22 protein-coding genes are annotated in these 23,914 nt (G+C 53.9%); 10 read left to right on the top strand and 12 right to left on the bottom strand.

Going from position 1 to position 23,914, the window contains the following annotated elements:
- Positions 1–55 precede the first annotated feature (55 nt).
- Positions 56–1,063, top strand: a complete 1,008-nt coding sequence (galR, locus tag AWR26_RS04615) for an HTH-type transcriptional regulator GalR (protein ID WP_064563937.1) — start codon at positions 56–58, stop codon at positions 1,061–1,063.
- 79 nt (positions 1,064–1,142) lie between these two features.
- On the opposite strand, the gene AWR26_RS04610 is transcribed toward galR, so the two are convergent.
- From AWR26_RS04610 to AWR26_RS04595, 4 genes are read right to left on the bottom strand one after another with little or no spacing between them, the layout of a single operon-like run.
- The gene (locus AWR26_RS04610) at positions 1,143–1,592 is read right to left on the bottom strand and encodes a GNAT family N-acetyltransferase (RefSeq protein WP_064563935.1); all 450 of its coding nucleotides are present in this window, start codon (positions 1,590–1,592) and stop codon (positions 1,143–1,145) included.
- Complete coding sequence (locus AWR26_RS04605) at positions 1,589–2,362, bottom strand: GntR family transcriptional regulator (protein ID WP_007370345.1); 774 nt, start codon at positions 2,360–2,362, stop codon at positions 1,589–1,591. Before AWR26_RS04605 ends, AWR26_RS04610 begins: the two co-directional genes overlap by 4 nt.
- Positions 2,363–2,393: 31 nt before the next feature.
- Complete coding sequence (locus AWR26_RS04600; protein WP_064568955.1) at positions 2,394–3,821, bottom strand: glycoside hydrolase family 1 protein; 1,428 nt, start codon at positions 3,819–3,821, stop codon at positions 2,394–2,396.
- A gap of 7 nt (positions 3,822–3,828) precedes the next feature.
- Positions 3,829–5,157 (bottom strand): PTS sugar transporter subunit IIC, encoded by a 1,329-nt coding sequence (locus tag AWR26_RS04595; RefSeq protein ID WP_043956735.1) that lies wholly within the window; start codon positions 5,155–5,157, stop codon positions 3,829–3,831.
- A 276-nt stretch (positions 5,158–5,433) separates the two neighbouring features.
- Here AWR26_RS04595 and AWR26_RS04590 point away from each other — a divergent pair, with 276 nt between their 5' ends.
- Positions 5,434–6,444, top strand: coding sequence for a LacI family DNA-binding transcriptional regulator (locus AWR26_RS04590; RefSeq protein WP_064563933.1), 1,011 nt, complete (start codon positions 5,434–5,436; stop codon positions 6,442–6,444).
- On the opposite strand, the gene lysA is transcribed toward AWR26_RS04590, so the two are convergent.
- Positions 6,441–7,703, bottom strand: coding sequence for a diaminopimelate decarboxylase (gene lysA, locus AWR26_RS04585; RefSeq protein ID WP_064563929.1), 1,263 nt, complete (start codon positions 7,701–7,703; stop codon positions 6,441–6,443). The two genes, AWR26_RS04590 and lysA, sit on opposite strands and share 4 nt — an antisense overlap.
- Before the next feature lie 120 nt (positions 7,704–7,823).
- Between lysA and AWR26_RS04580 the strand changes: the two genes are divergently transcribed.
- Positions 7,824–8,750: a LysR family transcriptional regulator gene (locus AWR26_RS04580; RefSeq protein WP_043956732.1), complete on the top strand. Its 927-nt coding sequence runs from the start codon at positions 7,824–7,826 to the stop codon at positions 8,748–8,750.
- Here AWR26_RS04580 and AWR26_RS04575 read toward each other — a convergent pair.
- Positions 8,747–9,439 (bottom strand): aspartate/glutamate racemase, encoded by a 693-nt coding sequence (locus tag AWR26_RS04575; RefSeq protein WP_043956731.1) that lies wholly within the window; start codon positions 9,437–9,439, stop codon positions 8,747–8,749. The two genes, AWR26_RS04580 and AWR26_RS04575, sit on opposite strands and share 4 nt — an antisense overlap.
- 151 nt (positions 9,440–9,590) lie before the next feature.
- Between AWR26_RS04575 and AWR26_RS04570 the strand changes: the two genes are divergently transcribed.
- The 6 genes from AWR26_RS04570 (at position 9,591) to AWR26_RS04545 (ending at position 15,948) form a co-directional block, all read left to right on the top strand.
- Positions 9,591–9,914, top strand: a complete 324-nt coding sequence (locus AWR26_RS04570) for a cupin domain-containing protein (RefSeq protein WP_064563927.1) — start codon at positions 9,591–9,593, stop codon at positions 9,912–9,914.
- 503 nt (positions 9,915–10,417) lie between these two features.
- Complete coding sequence (locus AWR26_RS04565) at positions 10,418–11,308, top strand: carbohydrate ABC transporter permease (RefSeq protein WP_064563925.1); 891 nt, start codon at positions 10,418–10,420, stop codon at positions 11,306–11,308.
- On the top strand, positions 11,301–12,203 hold the full coding sequence (locus AWR26_RS04560; RefSeq protein ID WP_007370335.1) for a carbohydrate ABC transporter permease: 903 nt from the start codon (positions 11,301–11,303) through the stop codon (positions 12,201–12,203). Before AWR26_RS04565 ends, AWR26_RS04560 begins: the two co-directional genes overlap by 8 nt.
- A 9-nt stretch (positions 12,204–12,212) precedes the next feature.
- A complete protein-coding gene (locus tag AWR26_RS04555; protein ID WP_064563923.1) occupies positions 12,213–13,340 on the top strand; it encodes an ABC transporter ATP-binding protein in 1,128 nt (375 codons plus the stop codon).
- Between the two features lie 121 nt (positions 13,341–13,461).
- Complete coding sequence (locus tag AWR26_RS04550) at positions 13,462–14,751, top strand: ABC transporter substrate-binding protein (RefSeq protein ID WP_043956727.1); 1,290 nt, start codon at positions 13,462–13,464, stop codon at positions 14,749–14,751.
- Between the two features lie 66 nt (positions 14,752–14,817).
- Positions 14,818–15,948, top strand: coding sequence for an oligogalacturonate lyase family protein (locus AWR26_RS04545; RefSeq protein ID WP_064563921.1), 1,131 nt, complete (start codon positions 14,818–14,820; stop codon positions 15,946–15,948).
- Positions 15,949–16,012: 64 nt separating this feature from the next.
- Here the strand turns inward: AWR26_RS04545 and araE are convergent, their stop codons facing one another.
- From araE to AWR26_RS04525, 4 genes are all read right to left on the bottom strand, one after another.
- Entirely contained in the window at positions 16,013–17,431 is a 1,419-nt protein-coding gene (araE, locus tag AWR26_RS04540; RefSeq protein ID WP_064563919.1) for an arabinose-proton symporter AraE, read from the bottom strand.
- Positions 17,432–17,746: 315 nt separating this feature from the next.
- On the bottom strand, positions 17,747–18,508 hold the full coding sequence (kduD, locus tag AWR26_RS04535; protein ID WP_043956724.1) for a 2-dehydro-3-deoxy-D-gluconate 5-dehydrogenase KduD: 762 nt from the start codon (positions 18,506–18,508) through the stop codon (positions 17,747–17,749).
- Between the two features lie 60 nt (positions 18,509–18,568).
- The gene (gene kduI / locus AWR26_RS04530; protein WP_064568954.1) at positions 18,569–19,405 is read right to left on the bottom strand and encodes a 5-dehydro-4-deoxy-D-glucuronate isomerase; all 837 of its coding nucleotides are present in this window, start codon (positions 19,403–19,405) and stop codon (positions 18,569–18,571) included.
- Between the two features lie 277 nt (positions 19,406–19,682).
- Positions 19,683–19,859: a hypothetical protein gene (locus tag AWR26_RS04525; RefSeq protein ID WP_156525206.1), complete on the bottom strand. Its 177-nt coding sequence runs from the start codon at positions 19,857–19,859 to the stop codon at positions 19,683–19,685.
- A 43-nt stretch (positions 19,860–19,902) separates the two neighbouring features.
- Here AWR26_RS04525 and AWR26_RS04520 point away from each other — a divergent pair, with 43 nt between their 5' ends.
- Positions 19,903–21,078, top strand: a complete 1,176-nt coding sequence (locus AWR26_RS04520) for an oligogalacturonate lyase family protein (RefSeq protein ID WP_064563913.1) — start codon at positions 19,903–19,905, stop codon at positions 21,076–21,078.
- A 352-nt stretch (positions 21,079–21,430) separates the two neighbouring features.
- Here the strand turns inward: AWR26_RS04520 and AWR26_RS04515 are convergent, their stop codons facing one another.
- Both AWR26_RS04515 and AWR26_RS04510 read right to left on the bottom strand, forming a co-directional pair.
- Positions 21,431–22,111: an oligogalacturonate-specific porin KdgM family protein gene (locus tag AWR26_RS04515; RefSeq protein WP_007370326.1), complete on the bottom strand. Its 681-nt coding sequence runs from the start codon at positions 22,109–22,111 to the stop codon at positions 21,431–21,433.
- Between the two features lie 475 nt (positions 22,112–22,586).
- The gene (locus tag AWR26_RS04510) at positions 22,587–23,768 is read right to left on the bottom strand and encodes an acetyl-CoA C-acetyltransferase (RefSeq protein WP_064563912.1); all 1,182 of its coding nucleotides are present in this window, start codon (positions 23,766–23,768) and stop codon (positions 22,587–22,589) included.
- Positions 23,769–23,914: the final 146 nt, after the last annotated feature.

Below are 23,914 nucleotides of genomic sequence, written 5' to 3'. Positions count from 1 at the left end.
CCTTTTCCGTAACACTACACAGTGTGTAAACGCTTACCCCTAAGGAAGGTGCGCCATGGCGACCATTAAAGATGTAGCACGGCTGGCAGGCGTCTCCGTTGCTACGGTTTCCCGTGTGATTAACGACTCGCCAAAAGCGAGCGAATCTTCACGGCTGGCGGTGCAAAGTGCAATGGATGCGCTGAATTATCACCCGAACGCCAATGCCCGCGCGCTGGCGCAGCAATCGACGGAAACCGTCGGTCTGGTGGTCGGCGATGTTTCAGATCCCTTTTTTGGCGCGATGGTGAAAGCCGTTGAGCAAGTTGCTTCCGCCACCGGTAATTTTCTGCTGATTGGCAACGGCTACCACAACGAAGAGAAAGAGCGCAAAGCCATCGAGCAGTTGATCCGCCACCGCTGCGGCGCGCTGGTGGTACACGCCAAAACCATCCCCGATGAAGAACTGGCTTCGCTGATGAAGCAAATTCCTGGCATGGTACTGATCAACCGCATCCTGCCGGGTTTTGAACAGCGCTGCGTGGCGCTCGACGACCGCTACGGCGCATGGCTGGCAACCCGCCACCTGATCCAGCAAGGCCATACGCGCATTGGCTACCTCTGCTCTAACCACGCCATTTCCGACGCGGAAGATCGTTTGCAGGGTTATTACGATGCGCTGAAAGAGAATGGTCTGCCGTGCAATGATCGGCTGGTGACCTTTGCCGAGCCGGATGAAAGCGGCGGCGAACAGGCGATGACGGAACTGTTAGGTCGCGGCAGAAACTTTACCGCCGTTGCCTGTTACAACGATTCGATGGCGGCGGGCGCAATGGGCGTACTGAATGATAATGGCATCGATGTGCCGAGCGAGATTTCGCTGATTGGCTTCGATGATGTGCTGGTGTCGCGCTACGTGCGTCCCCGGCTGACCACCGTCCGTTATCCGATTGTTACCATGGCGACACAGGCCGCCGAGCTGGCGCTGGCGCTGGCGGAAAACCGTCCGCTGCCGGAGATAACGCATCTGTTTAACCCGACGCTGGTGCGCCGCCATTCGGTGATTGCGCCGCAGGAGAGTTAACGCGGGTTGCTCTTATTGCTTGCCGGAAGGCGTTAATGCTTATCCGGCCTGCATATTCTTCTGCGTTGAGCCGAAAAACTCATAGCGCAATGCGATACAAATGCACATGCGTGTTCGGATAATCCAGCCCGTCGCCAATATACTCCCAGCCGTAGCGCTCATAAAAATCGCGGCAGGCGGAATAGAGATGTAACTGACTAAATCCCATTGCTTTTGCCTGCGCCATTACATGCCGCTGTAGCTGCCCGGCCAGCCCCTGCCCGCGCGCGCTTTCTTTTACATACAGCGCGGCCAGCCACGGGAAGAGATCCTGACGGCTGATCAAATCGCAGCGCCACAGCCCGACAGTCGCCAGCAGTTCATCGCCGTCAACCAGCACAAATGTCAGCGGTAATGCGCCCGGCGTCTGGCTGTGATCAATAATGCTGGCGAAAAAGTCGCGCGGCAGAGCGTCGCCAAACTCATGCCATAGCCATTCGATAACCTGCGGCGCAAAGCGCGGCACTTCGTAGAGAGGAAGGATTTTCACATCAGTTTTCCCTGGAAGATGGGGACGGATTCAAACAGATAGCCGTCGAAGTCCGGCGCATCTTCATCAGATAGCTCCAGCAGGCTTTTTTTGACATTTTCCAGATGCTGCCACATCGCCTGCCAGGCGCCCATCACATCGCGGCGACGCACCGCTGCCAGCAGCGTTTGCCGATCGCCCAGCCATTTCAGGCGATACGGACGGCTGGCGATATGCACATTAAACTGTTGCCACAGCGGGCTACTGTCCATCTGGTGCCAGATGCTTTCTACCGTTGCCAGCAGCATCTGGTTTTGCGAAGCCCCGGCCAGCACCAGATGAAACATCTTGCTGTTGTCCTGGGTGGTGTCATTCAGGGCGATGGCGCGCTGCTCCTGTTCGAGAATGCGCCGCAGATTGTCAACATCCGCCCGCGTCGCCATGGTCGCCGCAAAGGCAGCAATATTGCTCTCCAGCAACTGACGCGCTTGCAGGATCTCAAACGGGCCAACATCGCTACTGAGAAAGCGCTCTTCCTCGTTTTCATGGGCCTGCGGAATACGCATCACATAGACGCCCGACCCCTGACGAATATCAACCGTGCCCTGCAATTCCAGCATCAGCAGCGCTTCGCGCACAATGGTGCGGCTGACGCCATATTTTTCGGCGATATTGCGCTCCGGCGGCAGGCGGGAGCCAACGGGATAATGCCCCTGGATGATTTGCTCGCGTAAATCCTCGCCAATCTCCTGGTACTGTTTTTTTTCCGGCGGAACGACGGCCTTCTCCACAATATCACCTGCACTTATCAGTTATTGCGCGCTATCTTACTTCATCATCAAGGGTAAGGGTCAACCGGCGCTCATCGCTCAGCGCGCGGAACCAGCGCAGCGACTTTTTCGCCCGCCGATCGCGGTTGTGTTGCAGATCGATCTCCACCAGCCCATAGCGGTTTTTAAAGGCGTTCATCGGCGAAACGTTGTCGGTAAACGCCCACAGCATATAGCCGTGGCAGTTCGCGCCTTGTTCCCGCGCCCGCAGCGTCTGATACAGATGCGCGGCGATAAACTCAATGCGGTAATCATCCTCAATGGTTCCCTCGGCATTGCGGAACTGCCCTTCGTTCTCCACGCCCATACCGCTTTCCGCAACAAACCACGGAATGTTGCCGTACTCGTTTTTGATGCGCATCGCCATGTCATAGATGATCTCCGGCAGGATCTCCCAGCCGCGCGATTTGTTCATCTTTCTGCCAGGCAGCTCAAACGGCTCATAGTAATACGCCGGATGGAATGGTGTCTCCGGGTGCCAGGCGCGCGACGGCGCTTTCACACGGTGCGGATAATAAAGATTGATGCCCAGTTCATCGACGGTGTTGTCGCGGATGATCGCCAGTTCCTCTGCGCTGTAATCCCATTTAACGTTGTGTTTTTCCAGCAGATCCATCAGCTCCTGCGGATAGTGGCCTTTCACCAGCGGATCGAGGAACACGCGGTTATAGAACAGATCGTAACGCTGTGCCGCCAGTACATCGTGCGGGGCGCTGGAACGCGGGTAAGTCACTTCCGGGTTGAGAATGCAACCGACAGTTCCGGCGTAGCCCTTCTCGCGAAACAGCTTCACCACTTTTGCCGTCGCCAGGTTTTTGTGGTGATTCCACTGCATCCAGGTGCCGGTGTTCTGCTCATACGGCCAGCGCAGCGCATCAAGATAGACGCGGGTTTGCACCACAATCGGCTCATTAAAGGTAAACCAGCGCGTCACTTTATGGTGGAAGCGCGCAAACACTTTCTCAACGTACAGCAGATAGAGTTCAACCACTCTCTTCGACGCCCAGCCGCCGTAGGTTTCCAGCAGATAACCCGGCAGCTCGTAGTGCTCCAGGCAGATCATCGGCGTAATACCGTGGCGCTGCATCTCATCAAAAAGCTGGTCGTAATAGCTGGCGTAAGTCTCATCCACCACGCCCTGCTCGTAATCGGTAAGAAAGCGCGACCAGTTGATCGAGGTGCGGTAGTGGGTTAACCCCGCCTGCTTCATCAGTTGCACATCTTCGCGAAAACGCTGGTAGAAATTCGTGGCCACCGCCGGGCCATAACCTTCATGCCAGACGTGGCGATCGTTTTTGTACCAGAGATCGGGCCACGAATCCTGGCCCGCTTTTTTCCCTTCCCAGCCTTCGGTTTGCCAGGCCGATGCCGCCGCGCCCAGAATAAACGACGGCGGGATGGCAATGGTTTTTGTACTCATAACATCCTCAGGCATTGTTGGCGGCTTGCGCCTGTAATTGCGCCTGTTCCGCACGGCGGGAGGCGATCTTCACAAACGGCAGGTAGATAACGACGGCGGTAACAATGCAGATTAACTGGGTCACCACCGCGCCCATCGAACCGGCGGTAGAGAGCCAGGCATTGATCAACGGCGGCGTCGTCCAGGGCACCATCACCACCGCTTTCCCGGCAAAACCGGTGACCGTCGCGAAGTAGCCGATCGAGCCGGTCACCAGCGGGGTGATAATGAACGGAATGGCGAGGATCGGGTTCAGCATGATCGGCATACCGAAGATCACCGGCTCGTTAATATTGAAGATCCCAGGCCCTATCGACAGCTTGGCGATCTCTTTCATCTCTTTGCGTTTCGTGGCGATCATTACCGCAATCAGCAGGCCGATGGTCAGGCCGGAACCGCCGATACTCATGTACACATCCCAGAACGGCATGGTGATGATGTTCGGCACCTCTTTCCCCTGCTCAAAGGCGCTCATATTGACGGTGATCGCCCCCAGCAGCAGCGGTTCGCGGATCGGTTTGATCATCTGGTTGCCGTGAATACCGATCACCCAGAACAATTGCGCGACAAACATCAGCAGCAGAATACCGGGCAGGCTTTGTACCACGCGCTCCAGCGGTTGCTGCACCACCTGATACACGGCGTCATACAGATACATGCCGGTCACCTGATGGAAGACGAAGCCGAAAGTGGCGATCAGCGTGGTGGTAATGATCGCCGGGATCAGCGCCGAGAACGAGGCGGAAACGTTCGGCGGCACGGTATCCGGCATTTTGATCTTCAGACTCTCGCGGTTTTCCAGCCAGCAGTAGACTTCCACCGACAAAATGGCGATAAACATGCCGAGGAACAGGCTGCGGGTATCGGAGAACTGGCGCAGCAGCACATCTTTCACCACATGCATCTGGCCATCCACCAGCATCTCAACGGTGGTGGGCGTCACGCAGATAAAGCAGATCACCGCCAGCAACCCGGGAAACAGCGACTTGATGCCGTTAATGCGCCCCAGTTCAATACCTATTAAGAACACCGCGCCAATGTTGAGGAAGTTCAGCGTGGCATAGTTAATGGCGCTGGTAATTGGTTTTAGCGCGGCAAGAAACGACAACGCCTGGAAGCTGGCGAGACCGTTTTTCGGGTCCAGCACCATATTGGAAATCAGCACTGAAAACGCGCCGACAATAATGACCGGCATCAGCGTAATAAACGAAGATTTGATCGCCATGATATAGCGATAGCTATTGAACTTCGTGGCGAAACTACCCAGAGAATCGATGAGCTTTTCTTGTAGGGCCATAGGGTCACACCTCAGTTAAGGGGGGCTTTTTTTATCGGTACAGGTATACAGCCGGATTCCATTTGGCATACCAAAAATAGCGACAGCGTTAGAAAAGTTCTGTGACCCGGCTCGCAAGCCCTCTACTGGTATTCCAAAACGAAGCGATTACTGACATTGGCATACCACCTTAGCATTTTCAGGGATATTTCTGCACTTAAGCCAAACCCACCCGCCGCGCCTTAACCCGTTAAATGAGTGTGTTAAACTGCCTCTCATTAATGCGGAGAGCTTGTCATGGTCACAATGCTGGATGTTTCACTGCGCGCAGGCGTGTCGAAAGCAACGGTTTCCCGGGTGCTCAACAAGACGGGGCAAGTCAAAGAGAGCACCCGTGCTCAGGTTTTTAAAGCGATGGAAGAGTTGGGGTATCGCCCCAATTTTCTGGCGCAATCGCTGGCGAATCGCACCAGTAATAGCATTGGCCTGGTGGTCTCCAGCTTTGACGGTTTCTATTTTGGCCGCCTGCTACAGCAGGCTTCCCGCCGGACGGAATTTCACGGTAAGCAACTGATTGTCACCGACGGTCACGACACGCCGGAGCGGGAAACGCTGGCAGTGCAGATGCTGGCGGACCGGCGCTGCGACGCCATCATTCTCTATACCCGTTTTATGAGTGAAAAGAGCATCCTGCGTTTGATCGATGAAACGCCAATGCCGCTGATCGTAATCAACCGCGAATTATCCCAGGCGCATGATAAATGTGTCTTCTTTGAGCAGCAGGACGCCGCCTTCCAGGTGGTGGATTATCTGGCGAGCCTTGGCCACCGCGAGATTGCCTGCATCACCGTGCCGATTCATACCCCCACCGGCAAAGCGCGACTAATGGGGTATCGCAAGGCGCTGGAAAAACACGGAATTAACTGGGATGCGGGAAGAGTGAAATACGGCGACGCTACCATGACGCGCGGCTATGAATTGTGCCGTGAGATGCTGCAGGAAGGGGCGCATTTCAGTGCCTTGTTCGCCTGTAACGATGATATGGCGCTCGGTGCGTCGAAGGCGCTCTACCAGGCGGGCTTGCGCATTCCGCAGGATATTTCGCTGTTTGGTTTTGATGATGCGCCCAGCGCCCGCTGGCTGGAGCCGGGGCTGTCAACGGTCTATCTGCCGATCGATACCATGATCGCCACGGCTATCGATCAGGCGATCAAACTGGCGAATGCCGACGAGATTGAACCGATCCCCCCATTCACCGGCACGCTGGTATTGCGCGATTCAGTGGCGGCGGGACCGTATCAGGATTAGAACTGCTCCAGCGCCAGCAGCTCGTCGATGGTCTGACGGCGGCGGATCAGGCGCGCAACGCCATGATCAAACAGCACTTCCGGCAGCAGCGGGCGGCTGTTGTAGTTTGACGACATTGATGCGCCGTACGCGCCGGTATCATGCAGCACCAGATAATCCCCCGCTTTTACCGCAGGCAGCGCGCGGGTTTCCACTTTCCCGCCCTCTTGTTGGGTAAAGACATCGCCGGATTCACACAGCGGCCCCGCAACCACAGTGTCGATAAGTTCAGCCTGACGCAAATCGCGGCCATCGCCAGCCAGCGCGGTAATGTGGTGATAGCTGCCATACATCGCCGGGCGCATCAGATCGTTAAAACCGGCGTCGATCAGCACAAAGTGGCGGCTGCCCATATTTTTCACGCTGCGCACCTGCGATACCAGTACGCCGGATTCCGCCACCAGGAAGCGTCCCGGCTCGATCTCCAGTTTCACCGCATGGCCGAGATGTTTGGCAATTTGCTCGCGCGCGGCATTCCACAAACCAAAATAGTGAGCCGTATCAACCTGATCTTCCCCTTCATGGTAGGGAATAGAAAGCCCGCCACCCGCGGAGATAGCCGGCAGATCCTGGCCGAACTCCACGACCTGGCGCACCATCGCACCGCACACCTGCTCAAGATGGCCGTAATCAACGCCGGAACCGATGTGCATGTGAATGCCCGCCAGTTTTAGCTGATAGCGCTGCATCACCGCCAGCGCCGCATTCAGATCGCTGTACCAGATACCGTGTTTGCTGTTTTCCCCGCCGGTATTGGTTTTCTGGCTGTGACCGTGGCCAAAGCCCGGATTGACGCGCAGCCAGACGCGATGGCCCGGCGACACGGCGCCGAGCTGTTCCAGCATATCGACGGAACCGGCGTTCACCGCAATGCCCAGCTCGCTGACGCGCGCCAGCGTGGCGTCATCAATCACATCGGCAGTAAAAACAATATCGTCCGGATGCGTTTGCGGATCGTAACCCGCCGCTAATGCCCGCTCGATCTCACCCAGCGACACCGAATCGACTTTCACGCCCTGCTCGCGCATCAGGCGCAGAATATGAATGTTTGAGCACGCCTTTTGCGCAAAACGCACCACATCAAACGCGCTGAGTTTGGCGATTTGCGCGCGAATAATTTGCGCATCATAAACCCACACCGGGCAGCCAAATTCAGCAGGCAGCCGCAGCAGGTTTTCGGCATTCAGGTCGGTATCGGTCTGGTGTAGTGAGCGTGGCATGGTGAACTCCGTCAGCAATTTTTACTGATTACGCCACAGCACGAAGGGAATAAAAAATATCGTTTTATCGCGACTCTATGCAAAAATGATATGGATAACCCACAGCAACGGAATTCCGCGATGCCAGCCGTTAACTTGCGCCATATCGAAATTTTTCACGCGGTGATGACCACCGGCAATCTGACTGAAGCCGCAGCCTTGCTGCATACCTCGCAGCCGACGGTCAGCCGCGAACTGGCGCGCTGTGAAAAGGTGCTGGGGCTGAAGCTGTTTGAACGTTCGCGCGGGCGTTTGCATCCCACGGTACAAGGGCTGCGGCTGTTTGAAGAGGTGCAGCGCTCGTGGTACGGGCTGGATCGCATTGTCAGCGTCGCCGAGAGCCTGCGCGAGTTTCGCCAGGGGGAGCTCTCCGTCGCCTGTCTTCCCGTCTTCTCGCAGTCTTTTTTACCGCTGCTGTTACAACCTTTTCTCGCCCGCTATCCGGATGTCAGCCTGAACATTGTGCCGCAGGAGTCGCCATTGCTGGAGGAGTGGCTGTCGGCGCAGCGCCATGATTTAGGCCTGACCGAAACGCTGAGCACGCCAGCAGGCACCGAACGCACGCCGCTGCTGACCTGTAATGAAGTGTGCGTCATGCCGCAGGATCACCCGCTGGCCAGCAAAACGGTGCTGACGCCAGCCGATTTTCAGGGGGAGAATTACATCAGCCTGTCGCGTACCGACAGCTACCGGCAACTGCTGGATGCGCTGTTTACGGAACATCAAGTGAAGCGGCGAATGGTGCTGGAAACCCACAGCGCCGCCTCGGTTTGTGCGATGGTGCGCGCGGGCGTTGGGCTTTCGGTGGTTAACCCGCTGACGGCGCTGGATTACGCCGCCAGCGGTGTCGCCGTGCGTCGTTTCAGTATTGACGTCCCCTTTACCGTCAGCCTGATTCGCCCGCTGCATCGCCCGGCGTCAGCGCTGGTGGATGCTTTCGCACGCCATTTACAGGCAGCCATGCCGCTGATTGCCCAGCCGCTGGCCGCCATGCTGGGCGAGTCTTAAGAGAGCATAAAATTCACCGCATCAGCCGCATGCAGCGTAGCGGTATCAAAAACCTTAATCGGGCTGCTCTTTTCCGGTATCAGCAGGCCAATCTCGGTGCAGCCAAAAATCACCCCTTCGGCGCCTTCACTCGCCATTTGTTTGATCAGATTAATAAAATAGTAACGCGACTCATCGCTGAATGTGCCAAGGCACAGCTCTTCAAAGATGATTTCATTCACGCGTTCGCGATCTTCCGGGCCGGGTACGCAGGTTTCGATACCAAACTGTCTTTCCAGCCGCCCGCGATAAAAATCCTGCTCCATGGTGTAACGCGTGCCCAGCAGCGCAACGTTGCGCATGCCCGCGCTTTCAATGGCGCGCCCGGTGGCGTCGGCAATATGCAGGAACGGAATATGGCAACGCTCTTCAATTTGCCCGGCCACTTTGTGCATGGTGTTAGTACAAAGCACAATGGCCTGCGCCCCAGCCTGCTCCAGACCCGCAGCGGCCTGCGCGAGGATTTCGCCCGCTTTATGCCACTGTGCCGTTGCCTGGCAGGCTTCGATTTCGTGAAAATCCAGGCTGTGCAGCAACAAACTGGCGGAGTGCAGACCTCCCATCCGGGCTTTTACACCCTCGTTAATCAGGCGATAGTAAGGGATGGTCGATTCCCAGCTCATCCCACCCAGCAGCCCTATCGTTTTCATAGCGTTTCTCCGTCAGGTTTTGCAATCAGTCAATCAAAGTTGTGATCGACTTTCAACTTCTCTGGTCTCGCGTTTATTTTTGTGGAACGCTGAGATAAATTATTTTGAAACAATGTTTCACTAACTCTTTTCTTCACTACAGGACGGCCCGATGTTTACCTTCCATAAAGAGACTCAGCTTGACGATCTGGGCAACGGCGTAACGCGTCGTATCCTCGCCCATGGCGGCAAAATGATGGCGGTCGAAGTCATGTTCGAACAAGGCGCCATCGGCCCGATGCACAACCATCCTCATGAACAGCTCACGTATGTCTTATCCGGTGAGTTCGAATTTACCATCGGTGATAAGAAACATATCGTCACCGCAGGCGATACTCTTTATAAGCAACCGCACATTATGCACGGCTGCGTCTGCCTGAAGGCAGGAACACTGCTCGATACCTTCACCCCGGTGCGCGAAGATTTCTTAAAATAATGATAGTAAGCACCCTAATTAACGCTCCCATTATTGGGGGCGTTTTTTATTTCCCACAGACAGTAAAATAATTCGCCAGATAATCGTTTTCATTTTGAATGGTTTCATTCTGCGATACTTAATCCGCGACAACATTACGTGTTTATTTCCCCGGGATGATTCTGTAAACCCCGTGTTTTCGGGCGAAAAACGCTACCACCTCACTTTATTGAAACATCGTTTCGACTTTGATCACATTTCGCGAATTAATCGAATGACGCGAATTTAAAACCCAATAAAATATTTTAAAACGATGTTTTACAAATCAAGAATGGATGTTCAGACGTTTTTAAAATTAATGGTTTTACCAATAATTTCTGGGAGTTAGACCTCCATAGCGCCAGCCACGGCAAATATTGTGAGCGAGCGCACATACAGATGCTGTTTTTATCCCCGCGGCTACGGCGGCGGGAGAAAGTAACTCTCCGAATCCGTATTACACATTGTTCGCCAGGTAGGTATGTATGAATGAAAACAAACTACTGGGATTGGCCTGGATATCGCCCTACATTATTGGGTTGATAGTCTTTACGGCTTTCCCATTCGTTTCATCATTCTTTCTCAGTTTTACTGAGTACGATTTGATGAGCCCGCCGGTATTTAACGGCATCGAAAACTATCGCTACATGTTTACGGAAGATACCCTCTTCTGGAAATCGATGGGCGTGACTTTTGCTTATGTCTTTTTGACCATCCCGCTGAAGCTGGCCTTTGCGCTGGGCATTGCCTTTGTGCTGAATTTTAAACTTCGCGGCATCGGCTTTTTCCGTACGGCTTACTACATTCCGTCCATTCTCGGCAGCTCTGTCGCGATTGCCGTGCTGTGGCGCGCGCTGTTCGCCATTGATGGCCTGCTGAACAGTTTTATCGGCGTGTTCGGCCTGGATCCGGTGAACTGGCTGGGCGAACCGTCGCTGGCGCTGATGTCGGTGACGCTGCTGCGCGTGTGGCAATTTGGCTCTGCAATGGTGATCTTCCTTGCCGCGCTGCAAAACGTCCCGCAATCCCAGTACGAAGCAGCAATGATCGACGGTGCCAGCAAGTGGCAGATGTTCATGAAAGTGACCGTACCGCTGATTACGCCGGTGATTTTCTTCAACTTTATTATGCAGACCACGCAGGCGTTCCAGGAGTTTACCGGCCCGTATGTCATCACTGGCGGCGGCCCGACCTATTACACCTATCTGTTCTCGCTCTACATCTACGATACCGCCTTCAAATATTTCGATATGGGTTACGGCGCGGCGCTGGCCTGGGTTCTGTTCCTGGTTGTGGCGGTCTTTGCCTCCATCGCCTTTAAGTCCTCGAAATATTGGGTGTTCTACTCTGCCGATAAGGGAGGCAAAAATGGCTGATATCCAACATCTCACGCCGGGCATGAAGGAAGCCGAACGTGAAGTGGCGCGCACCCTGCGCCGCGAGAAAATCAGCGCCTGGATCCGCTATACGATCCTGCTCTTTGTCGGCCTGTTAATGCTTTACCCGCTGGCGTGGATGTTCTCGGCATCGTTCAAACCGAACCACGAAATCTTCACCACGCTGGGGCTGTGGCCGACGCACGCAACGTGGGACGGTTTTATCAACGGCTGGAAAACCGGGACGGAGTACACCTTCGGCCATTACATGCTGAACACCTTCAAGTATGTGATCCCGAAAGTGATCCTGACGATCATCTCTTCAACGGTGGTGGCTTACGGTTTCGCCCGCTTTGAGATCCCGTGGAAGAATTTCTGGTTCGGTACGCTGATCGCCACCATGCTGCTGCCAAGCACCGTGCTGCTGATCCCGCAGTACCTGATGTTCCGTGAAATGGGCATGCTCAACAGCTATATGCCGCTCTATCTGCCGCTGGCGTTCGCCACGCAAGGTTTCTTCGTCTTTATGTTGATTCAGTTCTTACGCGGCGTGCCGCGCGACATGGAAGAAGCAGCGCAGATCGACGGCTGTAACTCCTGGCAGGTGCTGTGGTACGTAGTGGTGCCGATCCTGAAACCGGCCATTATCTCCGTCGCGCTGTTCCAGTTCATGTGGTCAATGAACGACTTTATCGGGCCGCTGATTTACGTCTACAGCGTGGATAAATACCCGATCGCACTGGCGCTGAAAATGTCCATCGACGTGACCGAAGGTGCGCCGTGGAACGAAATTCTGGCAATGGCGAGTATCTCCATTCTGCCGTCCATCATTGTCTTCTTCCTGGCACAACGCTACTTCGTACAGGGCGTAACCAGCAGCGGAATTAAAGGTTAAGGGGTTATCATGGCTGAAGTGATTTTCAACAAACTGGAAAAGGTCTACTCCAACGGCTTCAAAGCGGTACATGGTATCGACCTGAAAATTGCCGACGGTGAATTTATGGTGATTGTCGGCCCAAGCGGCTGCGCCAAATCCACCACTCTGCGTATGCTGGCAGGCCTGGAAACCATCAGTGGCGGCGAAGTGCGCATCGGCGAGAAGATCGTTAATAACCTCGCACCGAAGGCGCGCGGCATTGCCATGGTGTTCCAGAACTACGCGCTCTACCCACATATGACCGTGCGGGAAAACCTCGCCTTCGGCCTGAAACTGAGCAAGCTGCCGAAAGATGAGATCACCAAACAGGTGGATGAAGCGGCGAAAATCCTCGAACTGGAAGAGCTGATGGACCGGCTGCCGCGCCAGCTTTCCGGCGGCCAGGCGCAGCGTGTGGCGGTCGGCCGCGCGATTGTGAAAAAGCCGGATGTGTTCCTGTTCGACGAACCGCTGTCGAACCTCGACGCCAAACTGCGCGCTTCCATGCGCATCCGTATTTCCGATCTGCACAAGCAGTTGAAAAAATCCGGTAAACCGGCAACCACCGTGTATGTCACCCACGATCAGACCGAAGCGATGACCATGGGCGATCGCATCTGCGTGATGAAGCTCGGCCATATCATGCAGGTCGATACCCCGGACAACCTCTATCACTACCCGAAAAACATGTTCGTGGCGGGCTTTATCGGCGCGCCGGAAATGAACATCAAACCGGCAAAAATTGTGAAAAAGGGAGATCAACTGCATCTCACTCTTGGCCACGAAACACTGGCGCTGAGTGCGCGTCAGCAGGAGAAAGTAGCGGGCTATGCCGACAAAGAGGTGTTCTTCGGCGTGCGTCCGGAATTTGTCTCCGTTGCCGATGAACCGTTCGATGAAGACTGCGGCAGCGGCGATCTGGTGCGTGTCGAAAACATGGGGCACGAGTTCTTTATTTACCTGAAAGTCGCTGACTACGAGTTAACGGCACGAATTCCTTCCGATGAAGCTAAGCCAATGATTGCAAAGGGACTTCATCGTAAGGTGTATTTTAAGTTTGATATGAATAAGTGTCATATTTTTGACGCAAAAACAGAACAGAACATTTCCCTATAAAAACGAAATCCTCGGGACGCGTCGCGGCGGCAAGTCGGTGCATCCTCACCGGGGTGCGCAGGCACCGTCAACAACGCGGCAGCCCGAAAAATAACGTTTAAACAAACTCTGGAGTATAAAAATGAAAAAAGTGCTTATAGGCGCCGTTATCTCCGCAACTCTGGGCATGTGCGCTGTACCCGCAACTGCTGCTGATAATGTTGACCTGCGTATGTCCTGGTGGGGGGGCAACGGCCGTCATCAGGTCACATTAAAAGCGCTGGAAGAGTTTCACAAACAGCATCCGAACATTAACGTTAAATCCGAATACACCGGCTGGGACGGCCACCTCTCCCGTCTGACCACGCAAATCGCTGGCGGCACCGAACCGGATGTGATGCAAACCAACTGGAACTGGCTGCCGATTTTCTCGAAAAACGGCGAAGGTTTTTACGATCTGAATCAGGTGAAAGAGATCATCGATTTGAGCCAGTTCGACGCCAAAGAGCTGCAATCCACCACCGTTGACGGCAAGCTGAATGGCATTCCGATCTCCGTTACCGCGCGCGTCTTCTACTTTAACGACGAGCAGTGGAAAAAAGCGGGCGTCGCCTTCCCGAAAACCTGGGATGAGCTGTTAGCCGCAGGCAAAACGTTCGAAAGCAAACTTGGCAAACAGTATTACCCGGTAGTACTGGAGCACCAGGATACGCTGGCGCTGCTGAACTCTTACATGGTGCAGAAGTACAACATTCCGGCCGTTGACGAAAAAGCGAAGAAATTCAGCTACAGCAGCGAGCAGTGGGTGGAATTCTTCCAGATGTATAAAAAACTGGTCGATAGCCATGTGATGCCGGATGCCAAATATTATGCGTCGTTCGGTAAAAGCAACATGTATGAGATGAAGCCGTGGATCGAAGGTGAATGGGCCGGTACTTATATGTGGAACTCCACCATCACCAAATATTCCGACAACCTGAAGCCACCAGCCAAACTGGTGCTGGGTGATTACCCGATGCTGCCGGGCGCAACGGACGCGGGTCTGTTCTTCAAACCGGCGCAGATGCTGTCGATTGGTAAATCCACCAAACATCCGAAAGAAGCGGCAGAAGTGATCAATTTCCTGCTCAACAGCAAAGAGGGTGTGGAAACGCTGGGTCTGGAGCGTGGCGTGCCGCTGAGCAAAGCCGCAGTGCAAACGCTGACCGCCAACGGTGCGATCAAAGAGAACGATCCCTCGGTGGCCGGTCTGCGCCTGGCGCAGTCTCTGCCGACCAAACTCTCTGTGTCGCCGTACTTTGACGATCCGCAAATTGTTGCCCAGTTCGGCACGGCGATTCAGTACATCGATTATGGCCAGAAATCCGTGGAAGAAACGGCCGCTGATTTCCAGCGCCAGGCTGAACGTATCCTGAAACGCGCAATGCGCTAACGTTTTTCCGTCACGACATACCCTGCCCGCCCGCGGCAGGGTATTTTTTTATCTAAGGAGCCGCAGATGGCAAAGGGGAAAATTGTTCAACTCACTTTCCGTCACCAGCACGATGAAAAAACGGGGCACGAAGTTATCCGTCTGACGCCGCCGCACATTATTTGTCACCGTAATTACTTCTACCAAAAATGTTTTACCCGCGACGGCGGGAAACTCCTTTTCGGCGGCGCGTTTGAAGGCCACTGGAATTACTATTTACTGGATCTCGCCCGTCAAGAAGCAACACAGTTAACCGAAGGCGCCGGGGATAATACTTTCGGCGGCTTTTTATCGGCGGATGATCGTTCGCTGTGGTATGTGAAAAACACCCGCGAATTGCGGCGCGTTGATCTGCAGACGCTGGAAGAGCATATCGTTTATCAGGTCGATGATGACTGGGTGGCTTACGGCACCTGGGTGGCGAATTCCGCCTGCACAAAACTGGTGGGTATCGAAATCAAGAAAAGCGACTGGCAACCGCTGACCAACTGGCAAAAATTCCGCGACTTCTACTTTACGCAGCCGGAATGCCGATTGATCCGCATCGATTTACACAGCGGCGAACGCGACACGTTGGTGCAGGAAAAACGCTGGCTGGGGCACCCGATTTACCGTCCGTTTGATGATTCCACCGTGGCATTTTGTCATGAAGGGCCGCGCGATGTGATTGATGCGCGTATGTGGCTGATTAATGAAGATGGCAGCAACCTGCGCAAAGTCCGCCAGCACCAGCCGGGAGAGAGCTTTACCCATGAATTTTGGGTACCGGACGGCTCCGCGCTCTATTACGTGGCGCATCAGGAGAACGATCCGCAGCGCTACCTGTTCAGCGCCGATCCACAGACGCTGGAAAACCGCCAGTTAATGGCGATCCCGCCCTGCTCGCATTTGATGAGTAACGAGGATGGCAGCTTAGTGGTGGGCGATGGCGCGCCGCACCATACCGGCGATATTCATCTTAACGATCCGTTTATCTGGGTTTTCAATATCATCAGCGGCGAGCAGACCGCGATTTGCCAGCATAACAGTAGCTGGAAAGTACTGGACGGCGACCGCCAGGTGACGCATCCGCATCCGTCGTTTACGCCGGATAATCAATGGGTGCTCTACACCTCGGATGCCGAAGGAATGCCCGCGCTCTATCTGGCGCGGGTGTAATGGTTATTGCGGGAGCGATCGTTATTGCCCGGTGGCGCTGCGCTTACCGGGCAATTTCACACCGTTAAACCCCAATATTCCGCAGCTTCTCGCCGGACATCAGACGGCGCTCGATATGCTCCAGCGTGACGTTTTTGGTTTCCGGCACCAGCCAGAACGTAACGCCAACAAACACCAGATTCAGCGCCGTATAGAGCCAGAACGTCCCGGCCGCGCCAATTGCATCCAGCAATGTCAGGAAAGTCGCGCCAATAATCATGTTCGACACCCAGTTCGTGGTGGTGGAACAGGTAATACCAAAGTCGCGGCATTTCAGCGGCTGGATCTCAGAGCAGAGGATCCACACGACCGGCGCGGCGCTCATCGCATACCCGGCAATGCACATCATCGTCATGCCGACCGACAGCCAGGACAAGCCGCTGGATGCCGTGCCGTTATCAAACTGCATCAGGCAGTAACCGAGGATCAGCGTACCAAGCGCCATCACGCTGAAACCAATTTTCAGCGCCGGTTTACGCCCTGCTTTATCCACCGTAAATACCGCGATAAAGGTGGCGAACATAAAGGTCAGCCCGACTACCAGCGTGGCGATCATCTGCTCCTCAGTGGTCGTAAAACCGGCCATTTTAAAGATGCGCGGCGCGTAATACATGATGATGTTCATCCCGGTAAACTGCTGCATCGCCTGCAACAACATGCCAAGGAACACCGCGCGGCGCACATTGCGGTTGGTTTTAAACAACTGAAAACCGCCCTGTTTCAGTTTCAGGCTTTCGCGGATCTCGTTCAGCTCCTCGCGGGCTTTTTCCGAGGTATCGCGCAGCATCCGCAGCACCTCTTCCGCTTCGATATGACGCCCTTTTTGCGCCAGCCAGCGCGGGCTATTGGGGAGGAAAATCACCAGAATAATCAAAAGCACCGCTGGCAACGCCAGCACGCCGAGCATCGCCCGCCAGTTGCCGCTGTAGCTGAACGCCGTATCGGAGAGGAACGCCAGCACAATCCCCAGCGTTACCATCAACTGGTACATGCTGATCATCTTGCCACGCACGTTTTCGCTCGCCATTTCAGAGAGATAGAGCGGCGCAGTGTAAGAGGCAATCCCTACAGCAATGCCCAACAGCACGCGAGAAAGGAGCAGCACTTCCACACTACCGGCAAACGCCGAACCGAGTGAACCAGCAACAAACAGCACCGCACCGACCATCAGGCTGTATTTACGCCCCAGGCGGAACGAGAGCCAGCCGTTAAACAGCGCGCCCAGCGCCGCGCCGAGCATCATGCTGCTTACCACCCACTCTTGCAGGCGGCTGCTCAACGTAAAATGATCGGTAATAAACGGCAGCGCACCGGCGATTACGCCGATATCAAGGCCAAACAACAGTCCGGCGACTGCTGCCGAAACAGAAACAAACAGGTTCATCCGCCGGGTATCACGCAACGCGCGCGGAAGTATTACAGAGTCATTACTGATAGAAGCCATTTTTTCCCTGCCTGCACAAAGTAAGGTGTTCTATGAAAGTAAGCCAGCAATCGCCGGAAGCGTCAGTGAGGAACTCGCGAAGATATGGATAAAACCGCTGTGGCACTGCGTTTTGTGATGGAGTTTACAATTTTGAAAATATAGTTTAAGCACTAAACTAATTTTAACAATATGATTTATATGATATTTATAAACAAGGGTGTGACTTCAGTAGAAATGAATATGGATTTTTCAATTAGACACATATGGACAAACTTTATGCAGAAATAAAAAAACCTGCCCGCAGGCAGGTTTTATCAGGCTCCGGCAGACGAATTATCGTGCCAGCCAGCCGCCATCAACAGCCACGGTGTAACCGTTGATGTAGTCAGATGCTTTCGATGCGAGGAACACCACCGGCCCTTTCAGATCGCTCGGCAAACCCCAACGCGCAGCCGGGATACGATCGAGGATCTCAGCGCTGCGCTGTTCGTCGGCGCGCAGTTGCTGGGTGTTATTGGTCGCCATGTAGCCCGGCGCAATCGCGTTGACGTTGATATTGTGCTTCGCCCATTCGTTAGCCAGCAGACGGGTGATGCCCATCACGCCGCTTTTTGACGCGGTGTAAGACGGAACGCGGATGCCGCCCTGGAAGGAGAGCATGGAAGCGATGTTGATGATCTTGCCGCCGTTACCCTGAGCGATAAAGTGTTTCGCCGCCGCCTGAGACATAAAGAATACGCTCTTGATGTTCAAGTTCATGACGTCGTCCCAGTCCTGCTCGCTAAAGTTGATCGCGTCTTCACGGCGGATCAAACCGGCGTTATTCACCAGAATGTCGATCTTGCCGAACTCTGCGACCGCACGTTCCAGCAGCGCCGGAATGCCGTCGATCTTACGCAGATCGGCAGTCAGGCTGAGAAAACGACGGCCCAGCGCGGTCACGCGCTCGATGGTTTCTGTCGGTTCAACGATGTTGATGCCAACGATGTCGCAACCTGCTTCCGCCAGACCCAGCGCCATCCCCTGACCGAGACCGGTATCGCAACCGCTCACTACCGCAACCTTACCTTGAAGAGAAAATGCATCCAGAATCATGTTAGTTCCTTAATCTATCAGCGCCTGTACCGGACAGGCATGGTTTTATGCTGCCCGCACTTAGCGCAGATCTTTTACAGCGACGTGATCCATGTCATCAAAGACCTGGTTCTCACCCACCATTCCCCAGATGAAGGTGTACGCACGCGTGCCAACACCCGAGTGAATGGACCAGCTTGGAGAAATGACGGCTTGCTCGTTGTGCATCACGATATGACGCGTTTGCTGCGGTTCTCCCATCATGTGGAAGACGCAGGCATCTTCTTCCATGTTGAAGTAGAAATAGACTTCCATACGGCGTTCATGGGTATGGCACGGCATGGTGTTCCACAGGTTGCCCGGCGCCAGCTCGGTCAGCCCCATGCTTAACTGGCAGGTTTCCAGCACATCCGGCACGAAATATTTATTGATGGTGCGGCGGTTACTGGTGAGCGGATCGCCAAGGGTGACCGGCGCGACATCCGCAGGGGTCACTTTTTTCGTTGGGAAGGTCATGTGCGCCGGCGCGCAGTTGTAGTAGAACTTGGCCGGTTTTGCGCTATCGACGCTGGCAAACACCACTTCTTTCGCGCCCTTGCCAACGTATAGCGCATCGCGGTGACCAATTTCATAGCACTGGCCGTCAACGGTAATCGTCCCCGGACCGCCAATGTTGATGACGCCCAGCTCGCGGCGTTCAAGGAAATAGGTCACGCCGAGTTGCTTACCCACTTCGCCGCCGACAGAAACGTTTTTCTGTACCGGCTTAATGCCGCCAACAATGATGCGGTCGATGTGGCTGTAGACCATGGTGTATTCGTCATCAACGAACACTTTTTCAATTAAAAACTCATTGCGCAGACCCTGGGTATCCAGCGTTTTGGCGTGCGCACTGTGGATGCTTTGTCTGACTTCCACAATAACCTCCGACGTAAATTTTGACCGAAACGGCACCAAACGGAACCGGAAACATCGTTCCGTTTCTTCTTTAGATGCATCTTATCCCGGCTAAAACATGTTTTCAATTGTGAATAAAACAACGTTTCAATTTTTCTGTCAGTTATTATGAAATCTGTAAGTGCGATCACGATTGCTTGGTGGTGACAACGCCAGCGGAGGAATTTCTTTACGTTTTAAGCTGAAAATTAATAATATCAACAAGGAGTTAAGTTGACCTTTGAATTCCGACAGCCGATTAGCGCTTTTCCTGTTTAAAATCAAAGTCCGCCTTCGCCTGGCTTTTTCTTCCCTTCAGATCCTGCGTAACAGCTGGAATTTTCTTATAAAGTGCGTCAGCAATCACACATATTGAAACAATGTTTTGATAATTTAACACCCTGTTTTTAAACTTATGAGAATCAGTGGTCATCATTGGGACGCACGCTTTCCCAGCAGACCCGAAAAGGAGCGAAAAAATGGCGAAAGGCATGCGGGTTAAACTCAATTATGCAGTCAGCCGCGATCCGGATACCGGCGCGGAAGTCACCCGTTTAACCCCACCGGAAGTGACCTGTCACCGGAATTACTTTTATCAAAAGTGCTTCTTTAATAATGGCAGTCATCTGTTATTCGCCGGTGAATTTGACGGACACTGGAACTACTACCTGCTGGATATCGCCAAAGCCGAAGCCATTCAGTTAACGGAAGGCGCAGGCGACAACACTTTCGGCGGTTTTCTCTCCCCGGATGACAGCGCACTCTACTATGTGAAAAACGATCGCACCCTGCGCGAAGTGAATTTGCAGACGCTGGCAGAGCGTGAAGTTTATCGCGTGCCGGATGAGTGGGTAGGTTACGGCACCTGGGTTGCCAATAGCGATTGCAGCAAACTGGTGGGGATCGAGATTGCCGCCAGCGACTGGACGCCGCTGAATGACTGGAAACTGTTCCATGATTTCTTCCATAAAGGGCCGCACTGCCGCCTGCTGCGTGTCGATCTGAAGAGCGGCGAAAGCAGCGTGATCCACGAAGAGAAAATCTGGCTCGGCCACCCGATTTACCGTCCGTTCGACGACAATACCGTCGCGTTCTGCCATGAAGGCCCGCACGATCTGGTGGATGCACGGATGTGGCTGGTGAACGAAGACGGCAGCAACGTGCGCAAAGTGAAAGATCACGCGGAAGGCGAAAGCTGCACGCACGAATTCTGGGTGCCGAACGGTTCCGCGCTGGTCTATGTCTCGTATCTGAAGGGAGAACAGGGCCGCATGATTTACCGTTTCAATCCGGATACCGGCGTCAATGAAGCTGTCATGCCCATGCCTGCCTGTTCGCATCTGATGAGTAATTTCGACGGCACGCTGCTGGTTGGCGATGGTTCCGGTACGCCGGTGGATGTGAAAGATACCAGCGGTTACACCATCGACAACGATCCCTATTTGTACGTTTTCGACGTGGCGAAAAAAGCTTATTTCCGCGTGGCACGCCACGATACCTCATGGGCGACCTTTGCCAATAGCCGCCAGGTGACCCATCCACATCCGTCCTTCACACCGGACGACAGTGCGATTCTGTTTAGTTCGGATAAAGACGGCAAACCGGCGCTCTATATCGCGAAACTTCCCGAAGAACGCACTTTGTTGCAAGCATAGGTTTTGAGTAAGTGTTTCTGTAACTGGCCTTGCCCTCTTCGGAGGGCTTTTTTTTTGCCTCCCTATGCCCGTCATACTTCGCGTTGCAGATGCGTTGGCTTTCCTCGCGAACCCCAGTCACTTACTTCAGTAAGCTCCTGGGGATTCGCTGCGTCGCCGCCTTCCTGCAACGCGAATTATTTAGGGCATACATTCACAAGAGCATAAAAATACCGTCTTGTTGTAGGCCGGATACGCGTTCGCGCCATCCGGCATGCAACGCCCCTGCAGCGTGAAGTATGACGGGCATATGACGGGCATAAAAATCCCCGGCCAACTACTCCGGGGAATCTATTGAGGGTAATGCAGACAATCAGAAAGAGTACGCGACACCGACGCGGAAACGGGTCTGGCGTTCGTCAGTGGTTTTCACGCCGACGTTGCCGACTTCCACATACGGAGACCAGTTTTTATCCAGTTTATAGGCCACTTTAGCGTTGTATTCGTTGGAATAAGTTTTGTTGTTCTCGCGAATAACATCTTCGGTGCTCTTGGCGTAAACATAGTTCAGCTCAACGCGATAATCGCCCATCGCCCAACCGAGCCATGCATCGAATTTGTTGACCTTATTATCAACGGTGCTGGAATCCGGGTTACGTGTGTATTCATAACGGTAACGGCCAGCAATATAAACGCCATTATCGAAGCTGTACTGCGCGTGAATATAGGGTTTATAGATAGAGTTGGTATCTTTACTTTCGATATTAAAGCCTGGTGTTAACGCAATATTTTTAGTCGCTGCCCAGCGCCAGTTAATGGATTCTTCGTGGCCGTTACCGACGATTTCCGTTAGCGGTTTATCCGCATCGTCGCCGCCCGATTTCCATTTCGCTTCGACACCAAAACCGACGCCATTTTCAAAGCGGTGAGAGACCGCAACGCGATCGGCGTTTGAACCGCTATCGATGTATTCATGACGTAAGTCTACAGTGACCGCTTGTGAAGCGAAGGATGCGCCAAGGAGTGAAGCAAGAGCCAGAGATTTTTTAAACATGAGTTACCCCAAGAAATTAAAATTATGTTCCATTTTTATGGAATTCTATTTTATTTTTACGGGAACTTTATTTTAGTGATCACGATCGTAAATATTAACCTGAGACGGAACTCTGTATAACGGCGTGATGAATATCAATAAATTCCAGTTAAAAACAGCAACAAACAAGGTCAAGATCACACCCTTTTTCTATTAACTGTTCTCTTACATAGTTAAATACAAATAAAAAACACAATACAAAACATAGAGCTACAACCAAAATACAATAATAATAAGCTTGCTTATGTTGATCATTTCAAATTGTAACGCAGGGGATAATATAGATATAAAGATTTAAATAAACGATTTAATTAAATCGAGCGCGTTATTAGCGCGAGAAAGAGAGGTTTTATTTTAATTGAAACAACACTTGCGATGAGTATCACAAATAATAAAGCCTTCCGGGCGGAAGGCTTTATTCGCAATAAGGAAGAGATTAATCGCGTTCAACGGCCAACGCCACGCCTTGCCCGCCGCCGATACAGAGTGTCGCCAGCCCTTTGCGGGCATTGCGCTTTTGCATCTCATGCACTAACGACACCAGGATCCGGCAACCGGAAGCGCCAATCGGATGGCCCAGCGCAATAGCGCCGCCGTTGACATTAACGCGCTTCTCGTCCCATTCGAGGATTTTCCCTACCGACAGCGCCTGCGCGGCATACGCTTCGTTGGCTTCGATCAGATCGACATCGTCAAGCTGCCAGCCAGCGCGCTCCAGACAGCGACGCATGGCATAAACCGGCGCGATCCCCATTAGCGCCGGATCGACGCCAACGCTGGCAAAGGCGCGAATACGCGCCAGCACCGGTAAATTCAGTTCGGCCGCTTTGCCTTCGCTCATCATCAGCACAGCAGCGGCACCATCGTTCATCGGCGATGCATTTCCGGCAGTGACTGAACCCGTCTGTTCAAAGGCGGGCGTCAGTTTCGCCAGTGCTTCCGCAGTAGGATCGGTGCGCGGCTGTTCATCGGTCTCCACCAGCAGTGGCTGCCCGTCTGCGCTCTGCGTCTTCACCGGGACAATTTCGTCACGAAAACGCCCGGCATCAATCGCCGCACGCGCTTTATGCTGCGAGCTTAACGCCCACTCATCCTGCCGCTCGCGGCTGATGCCATACTCGCGCGCCAGGTTCTCGGCGGTAACGCCCATATGATAATCATTGAACGCATCCCACAGGCCGTCATGCACCAGACTGTCAATCAACTGGCTGTTACCCAGTCGCGCCCCGGTGCGGCTGTCGGTCAGAACATGCGGCGCGCGGCTCATATTTTCCTGACCACCCGCGATCACCACATCCGCCTCGCCGCACTGAATCGCTTGCGATGCCAGATGCAGCGCCTTCAGCCCGGAACCGCACACGTCATTAATGGTAATGGCAGAAACGGTGTTCGGCAGGCCGCCCTTGATGGCCGACTGGCGGGCAGGGTTTTGCCCGGCTCCGGCGGTCAGCACCTGGCCCAAAATCACTTCATCAATATCCTGTGGCTGTACGCCGCTGCGTTCCACCAGCGCCTGCACCACCAGGCTACCCAGTTCTACGGCAGAATGGCGCGACAGCGCTCCCTGAAAACAGCCGATCGGCGTACGCACCGCCGCCACAATCACGACATCTTTCATTGCTGGCTCCCGCAGTCACTGAACCCGGCAATAGTAGTGCATTGTTAATGAGTGTTAACGCAGATGTTTAAAATTGGTGAGATTAATCACAAGGAATAAGCGAAGGGGCCGCAGGAAATGGCGCGCGGCCAGGCAAGACCGCGCGC

Origin of the sequence: Kosakonia oryzae (genome assembly GCF_001658025.2) — a bacterium.
Lineage (GTDB): Bacteria > Pseudomonadota > Gammaproteobacteria > Enterobacterales > Enterobacteriaceae > Kosakonia > Kosakonia oryzae.
This window is presented reverse-complemented; position numbering and strand designations above follow the sequence as displayed.